The organism is Pseudoalteromonas sp. NSLLW218 (genome assembly GCF_015864775.1).
Taxonomy (GTDB): domain Bacteria; phylum Pseudomonadota; class Gammaproteobacteria; order Enterobacterales; family Alteromonadaceae; genus Pseudoalteromonas.
Genome location: NZ_JADYWO010000009.1, coordinates 159,651 through 182,461 on the forward strand (window position 1 = coordinate 159,651; position 22,811 = coordinate 182,461).

Annotated in this window: 22 protein-coding genes and 1 pseudogene; 11 read left to right on the forward strand and 12 right to left on the reverse strand. The window is 38.2% G+C overall.

Going from position 1 to position 22,811, the window contains the following annotated elements; translation table 11 throughout:
• Positions 1-26: 26 nt before the first annotated feature.
• Complete coding sequence (gene queC / locus I6E80_RS15280; protein ID WP_002960416.1) at positions 27-683, reverse strand: 7-cyano-7-deazaguanine synthase QueC; 657 nt, start codon at positions 681-683, stop codon at positions 27-29.
• A gap of 145 nt (positions 684-828) precedes the next feature.
• Between queC and queE the strand changes: the two genes are divergently transcribed.
• Together queE and I6E80_RS15290 are read left to right on the forward strand one after the other, a co-directional pair.
• Positions 829-1,494: a 7-carboxy-7-deazaguanine synthase QueE gene (queE, locus tag I6E80_RS15285; protein ID WP_002960417.1), complete on the forward strand. Its 666-nt coding sequence runs from the start codon at positions 829-831 to the stop codon at positions 1,492-1,494.
• 271 nt (positions 1,495-1,765) lie between these two features.
• A complete protein-coding gene (locus I6E80_RS15290; RefSeq protein ID WP_197185902.1) occupies positions 1,766-2,509 on the forward strand; it encodes a class I SAM-dependent methyltransferase in 744 nt (247 codons plus the stop codon).
• Positions 2,510-2,718: 209 nt separating this feature from the next.
• Here I6E80_RS15290 and I6E80_RS15295 read toward each other — a convergent pair whose 3' ends face one another.
• Together I6E80_RS15295 and I6E80_RS15300 are read right to left on the reverse strand one after the other, a co-directional pair.
• The gene (locus tag I6E80_RS15295; protein WP_197185903.1) at positions 2,719-3,273 is read right to left on the reverse strand and encodes a hypothetical protein; all 555 of its coding nucleotides are present in this window, start codon (positions 3,271-3,273) and stop codon (positions 2,719-2,721) included.
• A complete protein-coding gene (locus tag I6E80_RS15300) occupies positions 3,267-3,671 on the reverse strand; it encodes a hypothetical protein (RefSeq protein ID WP_197185904.1) in 405 nt (134 codons plus the stop codon). Before I6E80_RS15300 ends, I6E80_RS15295 begins: the two co-directional genes overlap by 7 nt.
• A 398-nt stretch (positions 3,672-4,069) precedes the next feature.
• Here I6E80_RS15300 and I6E80_RS15305 point away from each other — a divergent pair, with 398 nt between their 5' ends.
• Entirely contained in the window at positions 4,070-5,674 is a 1,605-nt protein-coding gene (locus I6E80_RS15305; RefSeq protein WP_197185905.1) for a P-loop NTPase fold protein, read from the forward strand.
• Between the two features lie 506 nt (positions 5,675-6,180).
• Here I6E80_RS15305 and bcp read toward each other — a convergent pair.
• On the reverse strand, positions 6,181-6,660 hold the full coding sequence (bcp, locus tag I6E80_RS15310; protein ID WP_002963124.1) for a thioredoxin-dependent thiol peroxidase: 480 nt from the start codon (positions 6,658-6,660) through the stop codon (positions 6,181-6,183).
• A gap of 11 nt (positions 6,661-6,671) precedes the next feature.
• Positions 6,672-7,205, reverse strand: coding sequence for a glycine cleavage system protein R (locus I6E80_RS15315; protein WP_002963123.1), 534 nt, complete (start codon positions 7,203-7,205; stop codon positions 6,672-6,674).
• 359 nt (positions 7,206-7,564) lie between these two features.
• Here I6E80_RS15315 and bamC point away from each other — a divergent pair, with 359 nt between their 5' ends.
• Together bamC and I6E80_RS15325 are read left to right on the forward strand one after the other, a co-directional pair.
• On the forward strand, positions 7,565-8,626 hold the full coding sequence (bamC, locus tag I6E80_RS15320) for an outer membrane protein assembly factor BamC (RefSeq protein WP_002963120.1): 1,062 nt from the start codon (positions 7,565-7,567) through the stop codon (positions 8,624-8,626).
• Between the two features lie 66 nt (positions 8,627-8,692).
• Positions 8,693-10,063 carry a YjiH family protein gene (locus I6E80_RS15325; protein ID WP_007583911.1) on the forward strand — a complete coding sequence of 457 codons (1,371 nt, stop codon included), beginning with the start codon at positions 8,693-8,695 and terminating at the stop codon, positions 10,061-10,063.
• A 30-nt stretch (positions 10,064-10,093) separates the two neighbouring features.
• Here I6E80_RS15325 and I6E80_RS15330 read toward each other — a convergent pair whose 3' ends face one another.
• Both I6E80_RS15330 and I6E80_RS15335 read right to left on the reverse strand, forming a co-directional pair.
• Complete coding sequence (locus tag I6E80_RS15330) at positions 10,094-10,240, reverse strand: DUF2897 family protein (protein WP_076915758.1); 147 nt, start codon at positions 10,238-10,240, stop codon at positions 10,094-10,096.
• Between the two features lie 87 nt (positions 10,241-10,327).
• Positions 10,328-10,864 carry an acyloxyacyl hydrolase gene (locus tag I6E80_RS15335; RefSeq protein ID WP_002963116.1) on the reverse strand — a complete coding sequence of 179 codons (537 nt, stop codon included), beginning with the start codon at positions 10,862-10,864 and terminating at the stop codon, positions 10,328-10,330.
• Between the two features lie 245 nt (positions 10,865-11,109).
• Here I6E80_RS15335 and I6E80_RS15340 point away from each other — a divergent pair, with 245 nt between their 5' ends.
• Positions 11,110-11,703 carry a phospholipid-binding protein MlaC gene (locus tag I6E80_RS15340; protein WP_101163304.1) on the forward strand — a complete coding sequence of 198 codons (594 nt, stop codon included), beginning with the start codon at positions 11,110-11,112 and terminating at the stop codon, positions 11,701-11,703.
• A 241-nt stretch (positions 11,704-11,944) separates the two neighbouring features.
• The gene (locus I6E80_RS15345; protein WP_002963113.1) at positions 11,945-13,282 is read left to right on the forward strand and encodes an ankyrin repeat domain-containing protein; all 1,338 of its coding nucleotides are present in this window, start codon (positions 11,945-11,947) and stop codon (positions 13,280-13,282) included.
• An 82-nt stretch (positions 13,283-13,364) separates the two neighbouring features.
• Here the strand turns inward: I6E80_RS15345 and I6E80_RS15350 are convergent, their stop codons facing one another.
• Genes I6E80_RS15350 through I6E80_RS15370 form a run of 5 tightly spaced genes read right to left on the reverse strand, consistent with a single transcriptional unit; the run spans position 13,365 to position 16,884 of the window.
• A complete protein-coding gene (locus I6E80_RS15350) occupies positions 13,365-13,808 on the reverse strand; it encodes a DUF2069 domain-containing protein (RefSeq protein WP_002961460.1) in 444 nt (147 codons plus the stop codon).
• A complete protein-coding gene (wrbA, locus tag I6E80_RS15355; RefSeq protein WP_002961459.1) occupies positions 13,805-14,359 on the reverse strand; it encodes an NAD(P)H:quinone oxidoreductase in 555 nt (184 codons plus the stop codon). Before wrbA ends, I6E80_RS15350 begins: the two co-directional genes overlap by 4 nt.
• On the reverse strand, positions 14,359-14,706 hold the full coding sequence (gene arsC, locus I6E80_RS15360; protein ID WP_182196880.1) for an arsenate reductase (glutaredoxin): 348 nt from the start codon (positions 14,704-14,706) through the stop codon (positions 14,359-14,361). The genes wrbA and arsC overlap by 1 nt, the downstream gene beginning before the upstream one ends.
• A 53-nt stretch (positions 14,707-14,759) precedes the next feature.
• The gene (locus I6E80_RS15365; protein WP_197185906.1) at positions 14,760-16,217 is read right to left on the reverse strand and encodes a M48 family metalloprotease; all 1,458 of its coding nucleotides are present in this window, start codon (positions 16,215-16,217) and stop codon (positions 14,760-14,762) included.
• Between the two features lies 1 nt (position 16,218).
• Positions 16,219-16,884 (reverse strand): hypothetical protein, encoded by a 666-nt coding sequence (locus I6E80_RS15370; RefSeq protein WP_002961456.1) that lies wholly within the window; start codon positions 16,882-16,884, stop codon positions 16,219-16,221.
• A 145-nt stretch (positions 16,885-17,029) separates the two neighbouring features.
• On the opposite strand from I6E80_RS15370, the gene I6E80_RS20500 reads away from it, so the two are divergent.
• The 4 genes and pseudogenes from I6E80_RS20500 to pgi all read left to right on the forward strand — a co-directional run bounded on the left by I6E80_RS20500 (position 17,030) and on the right by pgi (position 22,741).
• Entirely contained in the window at positions 17,030-17,248 is a 219-nt protein-coding gene (locus I6E80_RS20500; RefSeq protein WP_002961455.1) for a sulfurtransferase TusA family protein, read from the forward strand.
• Positions 17,241-18,317 (forward strand): AI-2E family transporter, encoded by a 1,077-nt coding sequence (locus I6E80_RS15375; RefSeq protein WP_024598356.1) that lies wholly within the window; start codon positions 17,241-17,243, stop codon positions 18,315-18,317. The genes I6E80_RS20500 and I6E80_RS15375 overlap by 8 nt, the downstream gene beginning before the upstream one ends.
• A gap of 135 nt (positions 18,318-18,452) precedes the next feature.
• Positions 18,453-20,695 (forward strand): annotated as a pseudogene (locus I6E80_RS15380) (aminotransferase class V-fold PLP-dependent enzyme).
• A gap of 399 nt (positions 20,696-21,094) precedes the next feature.
• Positions 21,095-22,741: a glucose-6-phosphate isomerase gene (gene pgi / locus I6E80_RS15385; RefSeq protein ID WP_197185907.1), complete on the forward strand. Its 1,647-nt coding sequence runs from the start codon at positions 21,095-21,097 to the stop codon at positions 22,739-22,741.
• Positions 22,742-22,811: the final 70 nt, after the last annotated feature.

The window sequence follows — 22,811 nt, forward strand, 5'->3', positions numbered from 1 at the left end:
CAACTGTATTACTAATTAATTGCTGCTTATTCGTATTCTAACGGGTCTGTAATGTTATTTAGTGCAAATGCTTCAAGGCGTTCTTGGCACGCGCCACATTTACCACAGGCCTTTTCACGGCCGTTATAACAAGTCCACGTTTGGCTGTAATCTAAACCCATTTCAATACCGTCGGTTAAAATACCAATTTTAGTATTGTTTAAGTATGGGCTAAAAATTTCTACAGCGTCGTAGTTAGCAATACGGCACACATCATCCATTTTTTGCACAAATTCAGGACGGCAGTCGGGGTAAATAGCATGATCCCCAGAATGAGCACCGTAATAAACTTGGCTAGCTTTAAGTGATACCGCGTAACCAACAGCAAGCGAGAGCAAAATCATATTACGATTAGGAACAATCGTACTTTTCATGCTTTCTTCTTCGTAATGGCCTTCTGGCACGTCAATATCATCAGTAAGAGATGAGCCACCAATAAGCTGGTTAATCGCCGAAATATCAACAATTTTGTGCGGAACGTTTAATTTTTCACACACACTTGCTGCTACTTTAAGCTCTTTTACATGACGCTGACCATAGTCAAATGATAGGGCATATACATCATGGCCTTGTTGCAGGGCTTTATTTAATACGGTAAATGAGTCCATACCGCCGGAATAAATAACAACTACTTTTTGCGTCATATCTGTTTTGCTCTTAGTTTTAATAGAGGTTTATATCAGGGCGCGATATACTACACGGCCGCAGCTTAAATAACAATTTTTGCACAGCGCTTTTTGGTTTTTTAATAGTAGCAATTTGGCTGCTAGGTAGTAAGTGAGATCTCTTTTGTACAAAATTAATGAAGTGTTTGAAACCATCCAAGGTGAAGCAAGTTTTACTGGCACACCTTCAATATTTTTGCGCCTGCAAGGCTGCCCAGTAGGCTGTTCTTGGTGCGACACCAAGCAAACGTGGGATGTTGATAACGTATATAAAGTATCGCTGGACGAAACCGTAGAAAAAAAAGCCGACTCAGATCATTGGGCTAACGCCAGTGCAGAGCAAATTTTAGCGTTGTTTCAATCGCGTGGGTATACCGCAAAGCATGTAGTAATTACTGGCGGTGAGCCATGTATGTTTGACTTAAATCCAGTATGTAACTTATTACACGAACACGGCTTTAGCACACAAATAGAAACCAGCGGCACGTTTGAAATACTCGCCCCAGAGCAAACATGGGTAACAGTATCACCAAAAATTAATATGCGCGGCGGTTACGAAGTACTAACCAGCACCATGAAGCGCGCAAACGAGATAAAACACCCCGTTGCCATGCAAAAGCATGTAGAAGAGTTAGAAGAATTATTTGCTAAAACAGGCGTTAACCCTAAGCTTGTTTACTTACAGCCAATTAGCCAAAAAGTATCAGCAACTAAACTCGCAATCGACACCTGTATTGCCAAAAACTGGCGCCTATCAATACAAGTACATAAGTATTTAGGAATTAGTTAAAGCCAGTTTAAAGTTATAGTACGTATGTTGGGTAGAGCGTAGCGAAACCCAACGAATCTCCAATTCCACACCGTTTTATAACAACGCTCTATAATATTTAAATACGTAGGCCGGATAAGCGAAGCGCCATCCGACAACCCTGTACTTTATAGCCTGAACTTTACAACCTAAAATTACATCTACCATAAAGCTCATATCTTCTTCGTTAATTGTGCTAATTAGTTTACTATGCGCGACTTAAAAATATTCCACTACTTACCACTAGGCTTATATGTCCGTAAATGCGCTTTACACCGACCTTTCTGATTACTACGACTTAATGTGCGCAGATATAGATTATCAAGCCCAAAGCAATTCTATTCACAGGCTGCACCAAATTTTTGGTAATGGTGGAAATACCCATCTCGATTTAGCATGTGGCACCGGCCCGCATGTACGCCACTTTATTGATTACGGCTATAAAAGTAGTGGGCTTGATTTAAACCAGCCAATGCTAGATAAAGCAAAAACTCGCTGCCCAGAAGCGCAATTTTCATTGCAAAATATGAGTGAATTTAAGGTAACTGAGCACGTGGATTTAATTACCTGCTTTTTGTATTCAATCCATTACTGCGACGGTATTAATAAGTTAAAAGAATGCCTTGCCAGCGTACACAGCGCGTTAAACGTAGGTGGAATATTTTGCTTTAACACGGTTGATAAAAACAAAATCGACAGCGATTCATTTGTAGAGCACACAGCAACAAGCGAAAATAGCTTGTTCACATTTCGCTCTGGCTGGCATTACAGTGGCAGTGGTAGCAAACAACTATTAAAACTCAACATCGAAAAAACCACCGCAGACAACACACTCGTATGGCACGACGAGCACCCAATGGTTGCTTTTACTTACACCGAGCTTAAAGAAGCCCTAAAGCCGTACTTCGAAATTCACATATTTGAACATGACTACGACAAAATCACCCCATGGGCAGAGCGCTCAGGCAACGCCATTTTCGTCTGCGTAAAAATTTAAGTTAAACACTCATCAAGAAGAGATACAAGTTTGGGTAGAGCGTAGCGAAACCCAACGAATCTCCGATACCCACGCCCCCAATAACTCGCATTATATATTTGAAAACGTAGGTCGGATAAGCGAAGCGCCATCCGACACAAACAAAGTTGAATACCGCGACACATAAGCAGCTTTTGATTAAAGCTTAGGAAGGTTTGCAACGCTTTAATTTAATCTCTATTTAGGTACTCAGCTACCTCAAGCACTTGCTCATGAATTCCTGTAGGTAAAAGTCTATCTACATTGTAGTCGTAGCATAAATACTCTTCTTTACTCCACACTGAAGAAGTTTTGCTTCCAACTAAAAGCTTACTGCCACTTGCGCATTGGGTATAACCATTAGCGCGAGCAGCAATTTGCCAAGTAACATAATTCGCAATAAGCGTTACTATTGAAACCACTAGCATTACACCAACAGCTAATCCTAATTTCATTTTTATCTTTTCATAAATAGGCTTTTTAAATAGCTTTAATAAAATATCAAAAACACCGATGAACGATCCCAACCATAAAACAATACAACCTGGAATCATTAAAATATCAGCGGTAGACGAAACAATTATTGGGTAAATACTATATGGGTATAAAATCCCTTGGATTATTTCGCTAAAAAGATAAGAAATCATCAGCCAAGTAACACCAACACTTAATAGAAGTGTAAACACAACTGCAAATATAAAAGTTGAATCTAAACTATTAAATCGTAACTTGAATGAATTTACCATAGGTTGACTAACTCACTTAAAAAGCTGTTGAGAGCTTTTCTTGCTTTGATCTTTATAGATTTCAGGAAAGAGCTTACTGTGGCTATATAAACTCTATGAATTTCTTCTCCAGTAGTTTTCATCAAATGCCTTTCTTTATACTCTAGATACTTTATTAATGATTTGGTTATTTCAAACCTTTTATCAATTGAATTTAACCCTATACTTACAATTACTCCAATAATAATCCCCGAGCCAATAGCTACAACAGCTACAGTTCCACTAGCAAGTACTATACCTGCTAAAATACCAGCCAGCGCACCTAAAACAGCTTTAACTATATCGGTACTCGTTGTAGCCAACCAGTTTGTCCAACGATAATTCTCTTCAAAAAGCCAACTAATGCTATTTAGAGTCACAGAAATAATACTGAAATATAAAAACCACTTTTAGCACCTTGTTTCAAAGCCTCTTTACCCACACCCAATAACCCCGCATTATATATTTGAAAGCGTAGGTCGGATAAGTGAAGTGCCATCCGACACAGTAACTTATTTAAGTTTCGGCGAATATAAACAGCTAATTAATTATGATGTATGAAGTCAAGATTTGACCCCTTTGATTTACACGCCCCCAATAAACCTGAATTATATATTTGAAAACGTAGGTCGGATAAGCGAAGCGCCATCCGACAAAGCACCATATATGAGTTCTATTCTCTATATAATTCGTATAGAGTATTATTTCCCACTAATAATGGTTAAAGCTCTAATTTATAAAGATTAAGGCATAACCCGACTTTTAAAAGAGAACTAAAATGGATTTTGACTGGAGTAACATCAAAGTTATTGATGGAGAACAGTTCTCATCAGATAATCTAGATAGAGCAAAATATGCTACTTATTTAACTTCATTAATAAAAGCTAAAGGTGGTACAGATAAAAATAACCTTTCAAATTATGTTCTTAACCTCGATGCTGAATGGGGCGCTGGTAAAACCTATTTTTTGAAAAGGTGGAGCGAAGATTTAAAGAGTAATCATCCAGTTGTATATATTGATACGTGGGCTATTGACTACTTAGAGTCTCCACTAATGACCGTTTTAAGTGAAATTATTGAGCAATTAAAAAGCCAAACTGATCGAGCCGATACACCTAAAGCTAAAGCTAAATTCAAAGAAATAATCAAAGCAGCAGCGCCAAGAGTTGGCAGTGGATTAATGAAGAGGTACTTAGGATTTGATCTCGATGTATTTGATTCATCACAAACTGACGGTGCAAATTTGTCAAATAAAGAAATTGATTTTTCTAAAGCTGGTGAAAAAGTATTAGAGATATTCTGTAAAGAAGTCACTGACAGCAAAAAAAGCGTAAAAGCACTAAAACTGGCAATTCAAGACTGGGTCGAATACGTTGTAGACCATCCAGTTAAAAATATGAACACTATCACCAATAGCTACCCGGCATTTATTTTCATAGATGAATTAGATCGTTGTAAGCCGACTTATGCAGTTGAGATGTTGGAAGCTATTAAGCATGTTTTTGATATACCAGGTTTGGTCTTTATCGTAGCGACTAATACTATGCAATTAAGCCATACAGTTAAAGCTGTGTATGGTTCTAAATTTGATGCAGAGATATATTTAAGTCGGTTTTTTGATAATAAATATTATCTAAGGTCCAAGGTTTCCGAAGAGCTTCTTTTGAATCACCACTCTAAAGTGACTTATGACTTAAAAAACTTAGTTGAAAGAGGGATTATTCTGTTTCCTTATATTAATTTCAACTCTAAAGATTTTTTAAAACTTTGCTCTGATGTTTTTAACGAATTTAAAATACCGCCAAGGCAATCTATTAAAGTTTTAAATCGAATCCAGTTAGTGGTTTCTACAATGAGAGGTAACACTACTTTGGATATGCCTTTATTACTTTGTTTGTGTACATTTATGGAGATGGGTCAAAATAAACTTGAATCCGCTATTCGCCTGTTTAAAACAGCTGTTTCTTCAGAGGAAAGTATGATTTATCATGCTTTAGGAGCTATAAAATTTGACTTTTCAATATCCTCATTTGAAAACAGAAAGATCTACGATCACATCAGTGATCAAGAATTGATTTATGAAAGCTCGAATAATGGAGCACCAGCTAAACGGAATTCTATAAATCAAGAACTAACATTGAACGACTACCTTTTAAACTACAAAAGACAAACCACCCTATATGGCTATAGTGGTATTGGCTATCATAATGAAATCCAAAAATTAATAGAAACTAACCGTAGGTCTAGCTCTCAAAGTAATAATCGTTCATTAATTGATAAGCTCAAAACAAAGAGAATTCATCTAATGTTTTATATTTTTAATAATGACTCTAATTTTGACTACTATCAAGAATTAGTGGAGATGTCTGCAAACTTAGATTAATTTAGTAAGTTAATTATTACGTAGAAAAATATTACCTTACATATTTATCAGGGTTTAAGTTTTCTCATCAATCTCTTTCCCGCAATTATAACAATTGTTAGTTGGGAGCTTATAACTAGAAATAGAGCGCATTACTTGATTTTTCTTACAGGCAGGGCAGGCGTAATTAATTACAGAGATTATAAGCGCAATGGCAAAAACGAAACTACCGATATAAAACGGGTTTGAGTAAAATTGCATACTTGGCTCTGAAAAATTAAAACCGATAATACAGATGATTAAGGCAGTTAAATAAAGTTTAAATTTTAGGCTTTTATTCAAGGTTTAAATATCCAATTGGCAAGGTGCTAATAATAAGTGCTTTGGCAGTTTTAACAAATTATTTACTCAATTACTATTTAAGTTTTATATAGCGCAAATGTATAGGCATAAAAAAAGCGTTGCCCTTGAGCAACGCTTTTTTGTATTTGTCTAATAGCTGGTAGCTAACTTACTCAGCCGCTAGCTTATTCTGCTGCAAGATAATCTAGCACTACTTGATGGTGATCTTTAGTTTTAAACTTATCAAACAAGTGTTTAATTTTACCGTCTTGTCCTACTAAAAATGTTAGGCGGTGAATACCATCGTACTCTTTACCCATAAACTTTTTGTAACCCCATACACCAAATGCTTCAGCAATGGCGTGGTCTTCATCGGCTAATAAATCGAAATTAAGCTCTTTTTTAGTTTCAAAGTTTTTAAGGCGCTTAATTGGATCTGGGCTAATACCTACAACGCGGGTATTAAATTTAGCAAGCTGTGCTTGCTCATCGCGTAGGTTTTCGGCTTGTACAGTACAACCCGGTGTTGACGCTTTTGGGTAAAAGTACACAAGCACTTGTTGCTCTTTTAGCAGCTCGCTTAATGTTACTGTTTCGTCGTTTTGGTTTTGTAGGCTAAAAGCGGGTGCAGTATCGCCAGCTTGTAATGGACTAATTGTGTTCATGTTTAGCATCCTTAACGAATTCGTTTAAAAATATAATCTACGTTTAGTGTGTGAGAAAGGCTCTCAAAACTAATTTTAAATTGATCTATATCTACATCAACTGGAATATTAAATTCGATTTCACAACGCATTTTCATATCGACTTTTTCATCGAATGTGTCTGACTTTAATGAACAAATGCTGATGTTGTTATCGGCAAAAAAGCGCGTTACTTTGCTCAATGTGCCAGGGGTGTCTATGCCAGTGTATTCTAGGGTGTAACCTGCACAAAACTCACTAGGAGTATGACTCGCTGTACGCTTCATCATGGTTAGCAGGCCAAGTTCCATGGCTTTAGTAGGCAGTACGTGCTCTATGCGGCTTATTGCCGACATGTCGCCGCTGAGTAGCATTATGAAGGTAAATTCGCAGCCTAAAATAGCAATACGGCTGTCAATAATGTTGCAGTGGCAATCACTAACCAGTTGGGTTAGTTCACTTACAATACCGGGTCTGTCTTCGCCAATCGCTGTTAAAACAATTTGATGATTTGAAAATGCAGTCATGAGTTCAAATACCTTGTTACTTGGATTATATCAACCGAGTTGGCAACACCAAAAATACACACGAGAAGTTGCACGGCGGCGAAGTTTAACACAAAAAGGGCTCTAAACTACAGCACACGCTAATTAAGCGCTTTTAAAGTGCGGTGTTTCTTGTTTTTACTGGCACGGGAAAGTACCATAGCTAAAATTTGCTTATTTGCGCTTAGTTTTATTGCTAAGTAGAAGTGCTGAACTTTATTGCATTTAGGCAGCCAAATAATAAATGTAAAGTTAATATTGATTTTACACTGAACCAAATCGGCATTACCCACTCATATATTTGTTAAAACAATTAAAGGGTATGCTAAGGAGAAATATCTGTGCAGTATTGGATCCCAAAAGCACTTGCAGTAAGTGTATTGGTAAGTTTATCAGGGTGTAGTGTATTTATTAATAAGGCACATGACGAACGTAACTATCGTACGCATGAGCCTGTAAAAGCACCAACGTCGTTATCTCAACCAGCTCAAGACCCAGTTTATAAAATGGATGTAGGTCAATACGACAACAATCCTGAAGCTACAAATTACCGCCCACCGGCACAAGTATTAACAATTGCTAAAGGCAGTTGGGTAGAAGAGACAGATAAACAAGCGCGTATTTATTTTGATAAAAACGATGGCATTGCTGATTTAGATGAATTTCTTTGGGATACGATTCAATCGGTACTTGCTGATAATAACGCGGGCACAACTAAAGAAGATAAGCTACTTGGTATTATTGAAACTGATTGGTACTCAATCATCAAAACAGAAGAAAGCTTTTGGTGGTGGGGCGATGAAGTTAACGATGATTTAGAAAAGTTTAGATTCACTATTGAAGAAAAGTCACATCAGCGTACTGCGTCTTTACGTGTAGAGCTGATAGATTTTAAAGGCGACCATACACTTACTGATTTGTTAAAGCAGCAGTTAGAAGTACGTGCGCTTAACCAAGTAGTGAGCGAGTTTGATTACCGTTACCGTCAACTTGAAGTTGATATGCGTAAACGCCAAGGTATTATTTCTCTTGAAATGGGCTTTGATAACAAAGGTAATGCAGCACTTGTAACTGAGCAATCTTACGAAGCTGTGTTTGATCGTTTCTCTGGCTTTTTAGAGCGTTTGTCGTTCACTATTGTTGAAATTAACCCAGATACGGGCTTGATTACTGCTGATTATACTAAACCGGAAACAAGCGTTTGGGATTCAATTTGGGGTGATGACGTAGCTCAACTACCTATTGATGAAGGCCAATACCAAATTTTAGTAAGTAAAACTAAAGAAGGCGGTACTAGCTTAACGTGGATGGATGACAAAGGCGAAACGCTTGAACCAGGTACTATGAATGGTTTACAACAAGCATTAGAAGCAGCACTCATTCAGCGCGGCATTAAAATTTAAATAATAATAAGTTTTACCACAAAAAGAGCGCTATGCTCTTTTTGTGGTTTTTATAGGTTAATAAATATGTCTCAGCTACCTCATCGTTCACACTATACGTGGCGCACTTGGTTTACTTTTTTGGTTCCTTCGTTAATTGGTGTGTTTTTATTTATGACACCCATTAGTACCTCGCAAGGGATGACCATTCCTATTGCCGTTATGGCAAAAGCGGTTCAAGCAATGATGCTTGGCTCTGCTCAAGCAATTATTACTCTCATTATTTGTATTACAGGGGTTATTTCTGTAATTACTAAAGTGTTTAAACCCGCCGCTATATGTAACTCACCTTTATTAAAACATTTATTTGATGTGAGCTGGACATGGCTGGTGGTGCGCTTATTTGGTATGGCGTTTGGTTTAATGACGTACTTAAGCCTAGGTAGCGAGATGATTACCTCGGCCAATACTGGCGCGCTGGTATTAAATGACTTATTGCCAGTGTTGTTTTCGGTATTTATTTTAGCGGGCTTATTACTGCCGCTACTAATTAACTTTGGTCTACTAGAGCTTGCTGGTACGTTAATGACTAAAGTAATGCGCCCTGTATTTGGTGTACCTGGTAGAAGTGCGGTTGACTGTACTGCATCGTGGTTAGGCGATGGCAGTGTAGGTATTTTGATGACTGCAAGGCAGTACGATCAGAAGCACTATACACAACGCGAAGCGGCTATTATTGGTACTACGTTTTCAGCGGTTTCAATTACGTTTAGTTTAGTGGTGCTTGGGCAAGTTAAACTTGAATACCTATTTGCACCGTTTTACGCAACGGTATGTTTAGCCGGTATTGTTGCCGCTATTATTGTGCCGCGATTACCGCCATTGCGCTTCAAAAAAGATTTACTAATTGATGGCACTGAGCCAGATAGAGACGCTGAAACAATTCCGGGTCATAAAACTTTATTTGGTCATTCGTTAGATGTTGCACTCGCTAAAGCAGATAACTCAACGGGTGTTAAAGGTACTATAAAAGAGGGCTTACATAACGCGCTTGATATGGTATTTGGTGTGTTGCCAGTGGTTATGGCAGTAGGTACATTTGCACTGATCATTGCTGAGCATACGCCTATATTTCAGTATTTAGGTATGCCATTTGTGCCATTTTTAGAGTTATTACAAGTACCCGAAGCGGCAGCAGCATCGCAAACTATTATGGTTGGTTTTGCTGATATGTTTATTCCGTCAATATTAGCAGCAGGTACTATTGAAAGTGATGTAACGCGCTTTATTATTGCAGCCATGAGCGTAACGCAGCTTATTTATATGTCTGAGGTGGGCGCACTTTTACTTGGCAGTAAAATACCGGTAAACATTTTAGAGTTGTTTATTATATTTATTTTGCGAACGCTAATTACTTTACCTGTTATTGCGCTAATGGCGCATTGGCTAGTAGGCTAGGTTTAGCACGTGTTAAAAAGCCCTGATTAATCAGGGCTTTTTTGTGTCTGTTGCATTTTTAATATTGGCGTTGGGCTTTTTAAACTCCGTTTTTGCAGAGAGTCTAATCAGCGCAATATTACCAATGATAATGGCAAAAACAACGGCGACAATAATTACAATATGCCAAGTTTGCATAACCACTTACCTACTTTAAACAGGGGATAAGTGTGACTGTTTTACGCTATAACAGCAATTAAATTACTTAAAACACAATCAATAACGTTAAAAGCGTCTAGCTACCGAAAGTGTTAAAAAGTTAAGCCCTGGGTTTGGTTCTTTAAAGCCTGCGTTTGAGTAGTGAATAACTCTAAGGGCAACGTTAGTGTGGCCAAAGTCGGCAACGAGCCCTATACGGTCTTCAAACTGGTAGTGAGTGCTTATGTTTTTACCGGCAAACTGCGTCTCATCAATCAGTGATACACCAATTCCTGCTTCTACATAAAATGGGGTGTTGTTAAAACTAAAGGCAGGAAATTGCAGCACAGGTGACATAGCAAGTACTAGGTTTGATTGTGTTTCATCGCCGTGGCGGTATTCCCACATGTTTACGCTGGTTTCAAAGTAAAAGCGAGCATCGCCAATAAGGTTTTGCATACTAGGCGCATGATACTGATACGCAAGCTTAACGCCGTTTACGTTACCTTCGCCTTTAAGGAAATCAACAGCATAACCATGGTTCGATTGAGCAAAAGCAAGTTTGCCAAAAAGTGAAACTACTAATGCAAAAGAGATAATAAGTGTTTTAAGTGACGTTTTCATAGGTGCCAAATGTTTGTTTGATTTAAGTTGATAACTAAATGATAAGGGCGACCTATTAACAATTACAATGAGGACAAAATGCCGGTTGTATATGAGCTGTTAATGGAGGTTTCTAACTGATTGAATTTATTTTAGTTATTTAATTGGTGCTGTTTGGGCATTAATAAGTTGCTTATTTGTGCCTTTTTTATTGCGTATAGTTCGCGTAAATTACAGCCATCTTAATCACACAGACATATACAATTATGAAACTCTTTAAACTATTCGTTTTAGCCACTGCTTTTTTTAGTAGTTCGTTATTTGCACAAACTCAGCAATCGCCAGATCAGTTACTTGAATCAGTAGCCGATAAGCTGTTTGCAGACATTGGCCAAGTAAATTCAAAAGGCACAGCAAGTAAAGACGCGATGGCTGCCATTGTTGAAAAACGTTTAATGCCGCATATTGATGTTAAGTTTGTGTCGTTTAAATTATTAGGTAAGCACATTAAAGGCATTGAGCGCGAACAGGCTGTTCAATTCATAGATGCAGTAGAGCATTATTTAACAGGCACATACGCTGGTGCACTAATGAAGTACACAGGTCAAAAAGTAGTGTTTGAGCGTAATAACGCAAAAAGTGACTCTGAGTACGCAACAGTTAACACACAAATTATTGAGCCAAATGCGCCTACAATCGACTTAAGTTTTAAGCTTCGTTTAGGTAAAAATGATGAGTGGAAAGTATACGATATTGTTGCCGAAGGTATTTCACTATTGAGCGCTAAGCAAAAAGAGATTATTCAACGCATTTCTGAAGTGGGTTTAGATCAAGTTATTAGCGAGTTAAAAAGTAAATAAACTATTTGTCTGGCTCTGATTAAGCCCAACTCCAACCTCAAAAACGGCCAATTACCTATGTACTTGGCCGTTTTTATATTCTTGTCTACGGTAATCCTAAAGGATTGTTGCTATTGCGTAATTTTGCGCTAGCAGCAAAACAAAGGTGTGCTAGAATATCGACACTTTGATTAAGCGTGGTGTCAGCTAAAAACTGATATAACTTACCACCCCCAAGCCACACTGGAGTTGTGTTGTTTTAATGGAAAATGTACTGATTTGGCCAAAGGAATACCCATTACTTATTAAAGGACTGGTAGAACAAAACGGTGCCTTTATTTTAGATGCTTTGGAAGCTTGGCCTGCTTGTCGTTCTACAAATGAAGACGATGGTGTATGCACCACCGTGTTACCGCCTATTTATTATTTGGCATGGTTAACCCCGTTAGAGCCATTTGAAGAATGTTATTTTCAACATATCTCTGAATATGACGAAGACGCACAAGCGTATATTAGTGCGGTTAAAAGCCATTACTACGATAATGAATACACCCCTGAAAGCTTAGTGCTTATGCTATGCCAGCGCCTTGAAAAATACGCAAGCGTGGCGGCGCAAAACACCATAGATACGCCACTGTCTTTAGTTGATTTGTTTTTTAGTAAACGCTATTTCACGTTAATTGAGCATGCGTTAAATAATAAAAGTAAACTCTCGGCAAAAGATACATTAGCCCTTTGGAAAGAAGTTGATTTTAGAGAGCGCTTAAGTGCATTTATACCCGAGTCTGTTGCTGATTTAGATATGCTTTCTGAACTTGCTAGCGAAAAAGTAGCGGCGGGTAAAGACTACTTTACGTTGCTTACACAGGTTTCTCCTGATGTTGACTCTGTTGTACTGCTAGAAAAAGCATTATTAACGCACTTACGTAAAAAAACAGCCAAGCAAACAATGGCCATGCGTTTTATTGAACAAGGCGCCACAGGCGTTCTTGCTGACGAGAACAATAAAACAGCCTTCATGTGGGCCGCCGAAAAAGGCTATGTAAATGTGGTTGAAACGCTACTTGCAAAGCAAGATAAAAAAGCGGTTGATAATTTAGGTAATACAGCGCTTCATTACGCTGTATTTGCTAAAAATGAATCGTTAATGGTGCTGTTAATTAAAGCGGGTTATAACTTTAGAGCGCGCAATAAAGAAGGCTTAAGTTGTTACCGTTTGGCGGTTAGTATTAAAGCCAATAACTTAGTTAAATGCTTAGAGCGTGACTTTGGTATTAAAGAGCTTTCGCCGGAAGGGCAGTTTGATCGTATTAAAAAAGTACATGTGCTACACGCTATTGTCACTATATTGCTGCCTTTGCAGTTGTTCTTCTTTTTTGATGAAACACTCTCAATTAAAAGTGAGCTGACGCTGGGTTTAACTATGGTTGCAGTGATTTGTTTTTTCTTTGCGACCACTTTAAAACGCTGTGCGTTATATCCACATATTAAACACCCTTGGGGTTTGTTTGTGCTTAGGGGCTTTTCGTTTATTAGCTTAATTGCTCAAATAGGGTTAGCGAGTATTGTGGTACTAGCAGCCTTGAGTGATTTGGTTTAGTCACTTTTAAAAAGTTAATAAAAAACGCGCTTAAAGCAATTTAAGCGCGTTTTTTGTATTTATAACCGTTTATGGATAAATATTATTTATTGTGCTCATTTGCTGCTTTTTCTTCAGCGAGTTCTTCTTTAAGCTTACGGATTTTTAAACCCTGTTCTTGTCCGCGATGCCTTGCATAATACGTACAGCCAATAAACATTGAAGAGGCAAACACAAGCTCTAACAATACCCAAATTAATTCATCAGGAGCTGCCCAAAGCATGGTTAAGCCGTGTATAAAATACAGCATTACAATAAAGTTAGCCCACGCATAAGTGTAAGTATAGTCTTTTATTATGCCTCTTAGCGGCAGTAGTAATGGAATAATAGGCACAAATAAAGACACTAAACTCGCATTACCATTTAAAGGTGGTACAAAATACATCCACAGTGGAATAAGAACAAGTAAACCTACATAGCCAAATAGTGCGGCACGCTGAAATTTTACTGTAATTGGCTTTTTAGCTGGGTTGTCAGCTGTATTCATTTAAGTTTTCTCGCAATGTGAGTAAGGCGTTTACCAACGCTTTGGCATATTTTAATTTCGTCTTTACTAAGTTGTGCACTATTAGCGCTGCCAGCAACGTGTGTTGCACCGTATGGTGTTCCACCTGTTTGTGTTGCAAGTAGTTCGGGTACATCGTACGGCACGCCCATTAGCATCATTCCGTGGTGTAATAGTGGCAGAGATAAGTTAAGTAAGGTTGCTTCATTACCACCATGCATACTGCTTGATGACGAAAACACACACGCTGGCTTATCTATTAACTGGCCTTTTAACCATAAGTCGCTGGTGGTTTCCCAAAAGCTTTTAGCTTGGGAGGCCATCATGCCAAATCGGGTTGGTGTACCAAATGCCAAACCATCACAATTTATTAAGTCATCTTTGGTGATCACAATGTCGTGTGCATTTTTAGCCACAAAAGTACGAAGTAGTGCACTAGCACCTTGTTGCTCTATCGACTCTGCTATTTCGTGAGCCATTGCTTCAACTGAGCCATGGCTTGAGTGATAAAGCACCACTATGGTTGCACTCATTATAAAACGCTTAGTACGTTTTCTGGTGGGCGACCAATCGCGGCTTTATTGTTATTAACCACAATAGGGCGCTCAATTAGTTTTGGATTTTGTACCATGGCATCTATTAATGCTGATTCATTGCTTTCATCTTTTAAATTAAGCGCTTTGTAGTCATCTTCTTTTGTGCGCATTAATTCACGTACGGATGAAAAACCAAGTTGGATTACAAGCGTTGCAATTTGCTCGTGTGTAAGAGGGTTTTTTAAATACTCTACAACACTTGGCTCTATCACTTTACTTTGCAGTAGTGCTAGCGTTTCGCGTGATTTAGAACAACGTGGGTTGTGGTAAATGGTAACAGACATAAAATGATTCCAAAGTGTGAATTGCGTCTATTTTAGGGTAAGCGCTTGCAGACTTAAAGTCTTGCAAGCTCTTTTTGTAAAAGTCGATACTGGGTAAGTAGTGCTTTTAAACGTTGTTGCTTAACAAGTTGGGTAGGCTCTACAAAGTTAAGTGCTTTTTGTACTTCGTCTGCGGCTTTTAAATAAGCGCCATATTGCGCTAATACATCGGCGTTCGCTTCGTGATAAGAGGCTAATTTATCTTGTTTTTTATACGCATCAGCAAGGAGTTGTTTACCTAAGTTGTGGTCGGGCTTTTCGAGTAAAAAACTCTTTAAAATATTTTCAGCAAGCTCATATTGCTCAGCTTCGAGAGCTGCATTGGCATAGTTAAGCGTAATTACCTGATTATTAGGGCGATACTGATTTAAATCAGCTAAAAACTTAACGGCTTCATCTGCCTTTTCTTGTGCGATAAGTAAATCGGTATGGGTATCTATATAAAATAGGTTTTTAGGATCATTTTTTAAAAGCTCGTCTAATATTGGCGCTGCTTCATCAAGCTTTTTTTGATCAAGTAAGCTTATGGCTAAGCCATACTTTAATGCAGTATTGTTGTAACTGTTTTCGCGCAGTAGTTTTTTAAATAAGTCTTCTGCGTTTTCTGGTTTGTTGTCGTAGCGGGCAAGCACTCGACTTTTTGCTAAATTAAATTCAAGGCTCGCATTCATAAGACGCACAGGAAATTGCTCTGCACGCAAACGTACGTCTGACACTCGGCTCTCTGGTAATGGGTGAGTTAGCAAAAATGCTGGTGGCTTGTATTTATAACGAATTTGCGCTGCAAGTTTAGTTAAAAACTCACTCGATGCACGTGCATCAAAACCAGCATTATTAAGTGTTTGCATGCCTATGCGGTCAGCTTCTTGCTCAGCTGAGCGGCTATGTGTTAATTGGCTAAAAGCAGATTGTGTTTGGCTTGCTGATATAATGGCAATACCCGCGTCGGGTGCAACAACGGTTGCTAATATACCAGCAATCATACCGGCAATGGTCAGTGCGCTGTTATCTTGTTGCTGCTGTATTCTACGTGCTAAGTGGCGCTGTGTTACGTGGGCAATTTCGTGACCAAGTACTGAAGCAAACTGGCTCTCGTTATCTGCTTGCGCTATTAATCCTGTGTGCACTCCAACATGGCCGCCGTAAAAGGCAAATGCGTTTATTTCTGAGTTATTTATCCAAAAGAATGAAAACGGAAAACGTACATCGTTAGCATTAGCAACAAGTTTACGGCCAATAGTCGTGAGGTATTCATCTAGCACAGGGTCGTTTATAACTGGCGATGAACCTCGTATTTGCATCATCATTACTTCGCCAATAGCTTGTTCTTTTTCAAGTGGCAGTGCTTGTAATGCAGATGTTCCTAAGTCAGGAAGAGTAAAGTTAGTTTGCGCTTTTAAAGGTTCGCTTACTAATAAGCTAAACGTAAGCGCTGCGGTGCATAAAGTGATAAATGCTGATTTTAGCTGCATTTTATTCCTTGTTAATTTGTTCGCCAATTGCAATTTTGGCTATGTCTATTTCGTCACTGCTTGCACGGCTGTCTTTTTCGCACAATTGGTATAGTTCTTTTATTGTGACTCCATCAAGCTTTACAACGTTCAATTCTCGCTGCAAAAAAGTAATAATTTTATGTACTACTTTATGTGCGTGTAAAATAATGGCTTTATCTGCTTTGTCGCCCCGTTCAAAATAAAAGCCAATAAACTTATGTAACTGACTTATTCTGATCAGGTTTTTCATTGAATGTGGGTCCCACACTCTAAACTCCATAAAGCGATTATTTTTTATGTATTGGTCAACAATAACATCTTTAGCATAAGGCTGTGCCCAAAGCTCAAAGCCTCTGTCGGTAAAAACCTGGTGCAGCGCAATGCGTGGCTTATATTTGGTATGTATTTCACCAAAGCTGTCTTCGTGGCCTTCTAATAAATCTAAGTTCCAATTGCGTTTATCTATAAGTTGTTTAACCGCATTATCGAATCCATGATCTAAAATACCTTCTGATTCGCTTATTGATGAGGCAACAAGGTGATAAAAAGGAGGGAGTTCGCCCCAATTAATTTGCTTTTTAAACCAATTAATCTCTTTGAGTGTTGGATTACTTGGTAGTTGCGCTTTATTATGCGTGCCAGGCATTAACTTATCCTTACTGCGAGTTATGTTATAAGGATAAACTATTGCAGGTATTGTTTTAACAAAAAGTTACAACGGTTTGCGTATATAAGTATATTGACCGTAAATATGCGACTTATTATTCATTTACTATACGGATAAAGTAGTTATGGTAGAGCGCGATTTAAAAGAGTTTAAATGCCCTCAGCAATTTGTGCAGTTTAAACTTGCGCTACGGAGTGCGCAGTCATCAAAACAACGTATCACTTTTAGTCTTAATAAAGGTGAGAGTGCGAACGATATTGAACGTTTTTTGCAAAAAAATGCTTATAGTTACAATTTTGATAAACAACGTGGGTTGTTATTAGTGGAGCCATTACATGTTTGAATACGTAAAAACATGGTACGAAAGGAAGTTCTCGGATCCTCACTCGTCTACCTTATTATTTTTATTATTGGCCTCAGTAGCCTTACTTTACTTTTTTGGCTCGTTAATAGTCCCTGTGCTTGTGGCATTGGTTATTGCCTATTTACTTGATTGGCCGGTTGTTCATTTAGAGCGCGTTGGTTTAAAGCGTTTTAGTGCAACGATTATTGTAATGTTGATATTTATTAGCATTATGCTCACCCTTATTTTGGTTATTGGCCCAGTGCTTTGGAAGCAAACCAGTAACCTAGTCCAAGAAACCCCGCATATGTTAGAGCAGGGGAAGTCTTATTTAATCGCTTTACCAGAACAATACCCAAGTTTGATTAGTATTGAACAAGTACAGGCTATTGTTGCAACGGTAGAAGCTAAAATTATTGAGTTTGGTCAGGCTGTGTTGTCGTTTTCACTTACCTCTTTAAAAGATGTTGTAGCTTGGCTTATATATTTAGTACTTGTGCCGTTACTGGTATTTTTTATGCTTAAAGACAAGCTAGAGCTAACAGGAAGTATTGCTAAACTGATCCCTCAGCAACGACGCTTAATTTTGCAAGTGTGGCACGAAATGAATCAACAAATTATGAATTACATTCGCGGTAAAGTGTTTGAAATATTAATTGTTGGTGGTGTGTCTTTCATTGCATTTACTGTTTTAGATTTACGTTACGCCGCCTTACTTGGTGTGCTTGTTGGTTTGTCGGTATTAATTCCATTTATTGGTGCTGCACTGGTTACTATTCCGGTAGCGGCAGTTGCGCTGTTTCAGTTTGGATTAGAAACACAGTTTTGGACTATTTTAATTATTTACGGAATTATTCAGGCACTTGATGGCAACGTACTTGTGCCACTGTTGTTTTCTGAGGCAGTTGATTTAAATCCGGTGTTTATAATTGTCGCGGTATTATTTTTTGGTGGCTTGTGGGGGTTTTGGGGCGTATTTTTTGCCATCCCATTGGCTTCATTAGTAAAAGCGCTAATAACAGCTTGGTCGTCAACACATGAAGAGATAAGTAAAGAGCTCAGTGAATAATTAAGTAAACAAACTTTTAGTTTAAAAAAGAATAGTAAACGCACCTCTAGTGCTAATTGATTATTACTCATTACCTGTAAATTTATGTACTATTGGTAATAAGATATATTTTTTAGTAATAAGGTGCGTTTTTTAATGTCTGAGTTTTTATTGCACGATGAGCCAGTAAAACAAGTTTACCTTGATGCAAACGCAACGACCCCTGTGTTGCCTTGTATTGCTGATGTTGTTTCTCATACCATGCAAATATGTTTTGGTAATCCTTCTAGTCCTCATATAACAGGTATTCAAGCCAAGCATTTATTAGAACAAACGCGTCAAAAAGCCCACACGGTTATTGGCGCAAGTAATGGCGATATTTTATTTACCTCTGGCGCAACAGAAGGCATTCAAACTGCGGTAGTTTCTACGCTAATTGATGCTAAAAAACACCCGATTAAAAACCCTGTATTGTTATATGGCGCAACTGAGCATAAAGCGGTACCAAATACACTTAAGCACTGGAATAGCGTACTTGACGTTAATGCTGAAGTGCTTGCCATTCCGGTTGATAGTAACGGTATTTTAGATTTAGATTTTATCGCTAAACATATAGATAACGCATTAATGATTTGCACCATGGCCGTTAATAACGAAACCGGTGTGTATCAAGATTTACCCGCTATTGAGCAGGTAATTCGTAGCCGTAATAAAAATGTATCGTGGATGGTGGATTGCGTGCAAGCGCTCGGTAAACAAGCACTCGCGCTTAGTGATACAACAATAGATTACGCACCTTTTTCGGGGCATAAGCTTTATGCACCTAAAGGTATCGGCTTTTTATATATTCGTAGTGGCAGTGCGTATACTCCTTTTATTGCGGGTGGCGGTCAAGAAAGTGGAATGCGTTCAGGCACCGAAAATCTACCCGGTATTGCAGGGTTAAATAAGCTATTTAGTATGTTGCTTGATAAATCAGACGAAACATTTAAATCAGTTAGTGTACTTAACTCTTATCGAAGCCAGTTACAAAACGCGATAAAAGACACCTTTGGCGATATTACATTCAACCATGATTTTGCTTATAGCGTACCTACCACACTTAACTTTGCTGTTAACGATTTAACGAGCAAAGAGGTGATTGATTTATTTGATGCTGCGGGCATTCGCGTAAGTGGAGGCTCGGCTTGTAGTACAGGTGCATCAACAAGTTTTGTTTTAGATGCAATGGGGGCAAGTAAGTGGCAAAGCGAAAACGCGATTAGGCTATCGTTTGGACCGGCTGCAACACAACATGATATTGATGATGCTTGTGTGCGTATTCGCGCTCTAAAAGCAATATTACAGGCAAGCTGTTTAATCGTGTCAGACAGTACCACACCACAACAAGAAGTATGCGCACTGGGCCTTACTCAATTTAGGCACCAAGGTGCATGTAGTTGGCTTTATGTGAGCGATGATAAACACGCAGTTATAATTGATCCGATTATTGAGCTTATTCCGCGTTTTGAAAAAATAGCCAATACACAAAACTTAACTATATCAGCGGTGCTTAATACACACCTGCATCAAGAGCGAGAGTCAGCGACTAATTTACTAACCAGCGTTCTTGACTCAAGAGTTGTCAAAGGTGAGGTTGGCTGCTAAATACAGCAAGTATTAATTTGGCAAATGAAGCACTTGAAAAAGTAGCTACACCTGGGCACAGCAAAGATAGCGTAAGTTATTTATTAAAAAACAGTAATGGCGAAACGCGTTATTGCTTTTGTGGTGATTTAATATTGCCTGCTGGGCTTGGCAATACATCGCTCATAGGTGGCGACGCAAAAGCAATGGCTCGATCTGTTTTAGCAATGAGCAAGCAGCTTAAAAGCACCAGCATTATTTGCTCAGGGCACGACTACCAACAATGTTTTGCCATGAACTGGGCTGTACAGCAAAACCAAACGCCACTACTTGATGCGTTAGTGAGCGGCAGTATTTCAGTTGATGAATTTGCAATACAAAAACAGCAGTACGACGCTTCAAAGCAAATAAATAACACGCAATTGTGTGGTTATGTAAATGCATTACCTGAGGTTGATACACAGCAATTAAATTTTGATGACGCTAAAGTGATGTTAAACACCAGCGATACATATTTAATAGATACTCGAGAGCCGTATGAACATGGAGCAAATAATGTTGCTCAGTTATTTAATACGCTAGATGAAAAAACATTAAATATACCACTTAGCAGAATGGCAAATGCGGTATTTGAAGGCCAATTAAACAAAAATAACAAGTACATTTTATTATGCCGTAGTGGTAACCGCTCAAAAATTGCTGCAACTAATTTAATGCAACTAGGATACAAAACTGTTTATAACCTAAGTGGTGGGTTGGCGCTTAGCAATTAAACAAAGATTGTAATTTATACAAAATCGGCTTTAGAGCCGATTTTTTGTTTTTAAGGTTTATTGCACGCAATGTAAACATGCACAGTAATTAGTTAATGAGTATAAAAAGTAATTAGTAGTACTTATGAAAATTCATGAATATTTCATTTTGATTGATTAAGCTATGCCGTTGCCTTTAAAATTGAGGGTAAATTAATTTATAAAATTTTTATGATACCGGTGTCAAAAGCTAAAAATTGCGTTATCATCGGCATCTAAAATTATAAAAACAGCACTTTTTTTGCATTTTTAGTTATACTATCGACGCTTTATTTTAGTATAAATAAGCAGTGTTAAGAGTTTTGCTTTTATAAAAAGCATTTTTAAATCAATTGATTGAAAAAATTAGAGGGTACTTACATGTCTAACCGAACGCAACTAGCAAGTTGGCAAGCACTGGAACAAAGTGCAGCTAAGATGGAACAAACACATCTAAAAACGTTATTTGCACAAGATGACACGCGCTTTTCTAAGTTTTCGACTCAAGTACCTGGCGTATTATTCGACTACTCTAAGCAACTTATTGATAACGATGTTTTTGCTAACTTAATGTCGCTTGCTAAAGAATGCGATATTGCATCGTGGCGTGATAAAATGTTTAGCGGTGAAAAAATAAATATCACCGAGGATCGCTCAGTACTGCATACGGCCCTTCGTAATCGCGCTCACACTCCATTAATTGTTGATGGCGAAAACGTAACACAAGCTGTAGACAACGAATTAGCTAAAATTAAAGTGTTTGTTGAAAAAGTGCGTAGTGGTAAATGGTTAGGTTATACCGGTAAAGCGGTAAAAGATGTTGTAAGTATTGGTGTAGGTGGTTCTAACCTTGGCCCGCAAATGGCAACCGAGGCATTAAAAGCACTTGCTGATGATACGTTAAATGTTCATTACGTATCTAATGCTGACGGTGTGCAGATTTCATCTATATTGAAAGCCATTGACCCTGAAACAACATTATTTGTTATTTCGTCAAAAACATTTACGACGTCAGAAACCATGACAAATGCTAAAACAGCGGTTGATTGGTTTTTACAAACAACAAAAGATGAAAGTACAATTGCAAAGCACTTTGTTGCAGTAAGTACAAATTTAGAAAAAACGGCAGCCTTTGGTATCAGCGACGAAAACGTATTCACTATGTGGGATTGGGTTGGCGGTCGCTTTTCACTTTGGAGTGCGATAGGCTTACCAATTGCTTTATATTTAGGATACGACGCCTTTGAAGCAATTTTAGAAGGCGCGTTTGAGGTAGATGAGCACTTTAAATCAGCTCCCTTTGAGCAAAATATACCATTAATTATGGCGTTGCTTAGTGTGTGGAATACGAGCTTTTTGGGCTACACAGCACAAGCTATATTACCGTACGACCAAGCACTGCATATGTTGCCTGCGTATTTACAGCAAGGCGAAATGGAAAGTAACGGTAAACACGTTAACTTTGCAGGCGAAACGGTACCTTATACTACAGTTCCAATTATTTGGGGTATGACGGGTATTAATGGTCAGCATGCATTTTATCAGTGTTTACACCAAGGTAATGTAATTGTACCTGCAGATTTTATTGCATCAGTTAAACCACAAGTGAATGTTGATAAGCATCACGATATTTTATTATCTAACTTCTTTGCACAAACAGAAGCGATGATGAGTGGTGTAGATGCAGCGCAAGTTACTGCTGATTTAACCGCTAAGGGTAAATCGCAAGCAGAGATTGATGAGTTATTAAATCATAAAATTCATCAAGGCAATCGTCCTACAACGTCTATGCTATTAGATACAGTAGATGCTAAAACAGTGGGTCGTTTAATTGCACTGTATGAGCATAAGATATTTTGCCAAGGCATTATTTTAGAAATATGTTCGTTTGATCAATGGGGTGTAGAGCTAGGTAAAGGTTTAGCATCTAAAATTGAGAGTGAACTCACTGATGAAAGCGTGAAACACGCTCATGATAGTTCTACAAACGGCTTAATGGCGTACTACAAACAAAACCGTACGCAGTAAAAAATTCGCTTACGCAAGTAAGTAAACCGAGTACCTTTGAACGGGTAGCGCTGGAGTGCTTAGGGTCTGT

Excerpts from the sequence above, each read along its gene's own strand:
- queC (WP_002960416.1), bottom strand. The coding sequence starts at position 683 with ATGACGCAAAAAGTAGTTGTTATTTATTCCGGCGGTATGGACTCATTT.
- I6E80_RS15290 (WP_197185902.1), top strand. The coding sequence starts at position 1,766 with ATGTCCGTAAATGCGCTTTACACCGACCTTTCTGATTACTACGACTTA.
- I6E80_RS15295 (WP_197185903.1), bottom strand. The coding sequence starts at position 3,273 with ATGGTAAATTCATTCAAGTTACGATTTAATAGTTTAGATTCAACTTTT.
- I6E80_RS15305 (WP_197185905.1), top strand. The coding sequence starts at position 4,070 with ATGGATTTTGACTGGAGTAACATCAAAGTTATTGATGGAGAACAGTTC.
- bcp (WP_002963124.1), bottom strand. The coding sequence starts at position 6,660 with ATGAACACAATTAGTCCATTACAAGCTGGCGATACTGCACCCGCTTTT.
- I6E80_RS15315 (WP_002963123.1), bottom strand. The coding sequence starts at position 7,205 with ATGACTGCATTTTCAAATCATCAAATTGTTTTAACAGCGATTGGCGAA.
- I6E80_RS15325 (WP_007583911.1), top strand. The coding sequence starts at position 8,693 with ATGTCTCAGCTACCTCATCGTTCACACTATACGTGGCGCACTTGGTTT.
- I6E80_RS15330 (WP_076915758.1), bottom strand. The coding sequence starts at position 10,240 with ATGCAAACTTGGCATATTGTAATTATTGTCGCCGTTGTTTTTGCCATT.
- I6E80_RS15335 (WP_002963116.1), bottom strand. The coding sequence starts at position 10,864 with ATGAAAACGTCACTTAAAACACTTATTATCTCTTTTGCATTAGTAGTT.
- I6E80_RS15340 (WP_101163304.1), top strand. The coding sequence starts at position 11,110 with ATGAAACTCTTTAAACTATTCGTTTTAGCCACTGCTTTTTTTAGTAGT.
- I6E80_RS15345 (WP_002963113.1), top strand. The coding sequence starts at position 11,945 with ATGGAAAATGTACTGATTTGGCCAAAGGAATACCCATTACTTATTAAA.
- I6E80_RS15350 (WP_002961460.1), bottom strand. The coding sequence starts at position 13,808 with ATGAATACAGCTGACAACCCAGCTAAAAAGCCAATTACAGTAAAATTT.
- wrbA (WP_002961459.1), bottom strand. The coding sequence starts at position 14,359 with ATGAGTGCAACCATAGTGGTGCTTTATCACTCAAGCCATGGCTCAGTT.
- arsC (WP_182196880.1), bottom strand. The coding sequence starts at position 14,706 with ATGTCTGTTACCATTTACCACAACCCACGTTGTTCTAAATCACGCGAA.
- I6E80_RS15365 (WP_197185906.1), bottom strand. The coding sequence starts at position 16,217 with ATGCAGCTAAAATCAGCATTTATCACTTTATGCACCGCAGCGCTTACG.
- I6E80_RS15370 (WP_002961456.1), bottom strand. The coding sequence starts at position 16,884 with ATGCCTGGCACGCATAATAAAGCGCAACTACCAAGTAATCCAACACTC.
- I6E80_RS20500 (WP_002961455.1), top strand. The coding sequence starts at position 17,030 with ATGGTAGAGCGCGATTTAAAAGAGTTTAAATGCCCTCAGCAATTTGTG.
- I6E80_RS15375 (WP_024598356.1), top strand. The coding sequence starts at position 17,241 with ATGTTTGAATACGTAAAAACATGGTACGAAAGGAAGTTCTCGGATCCT.
- pgi (WP_197185907.1), top strand. The coding sequence starts at position 21,095 with ATGTCTAACCGAACGCAACTAGCAAGTTGGCAAGCACTGGAACAAAGT.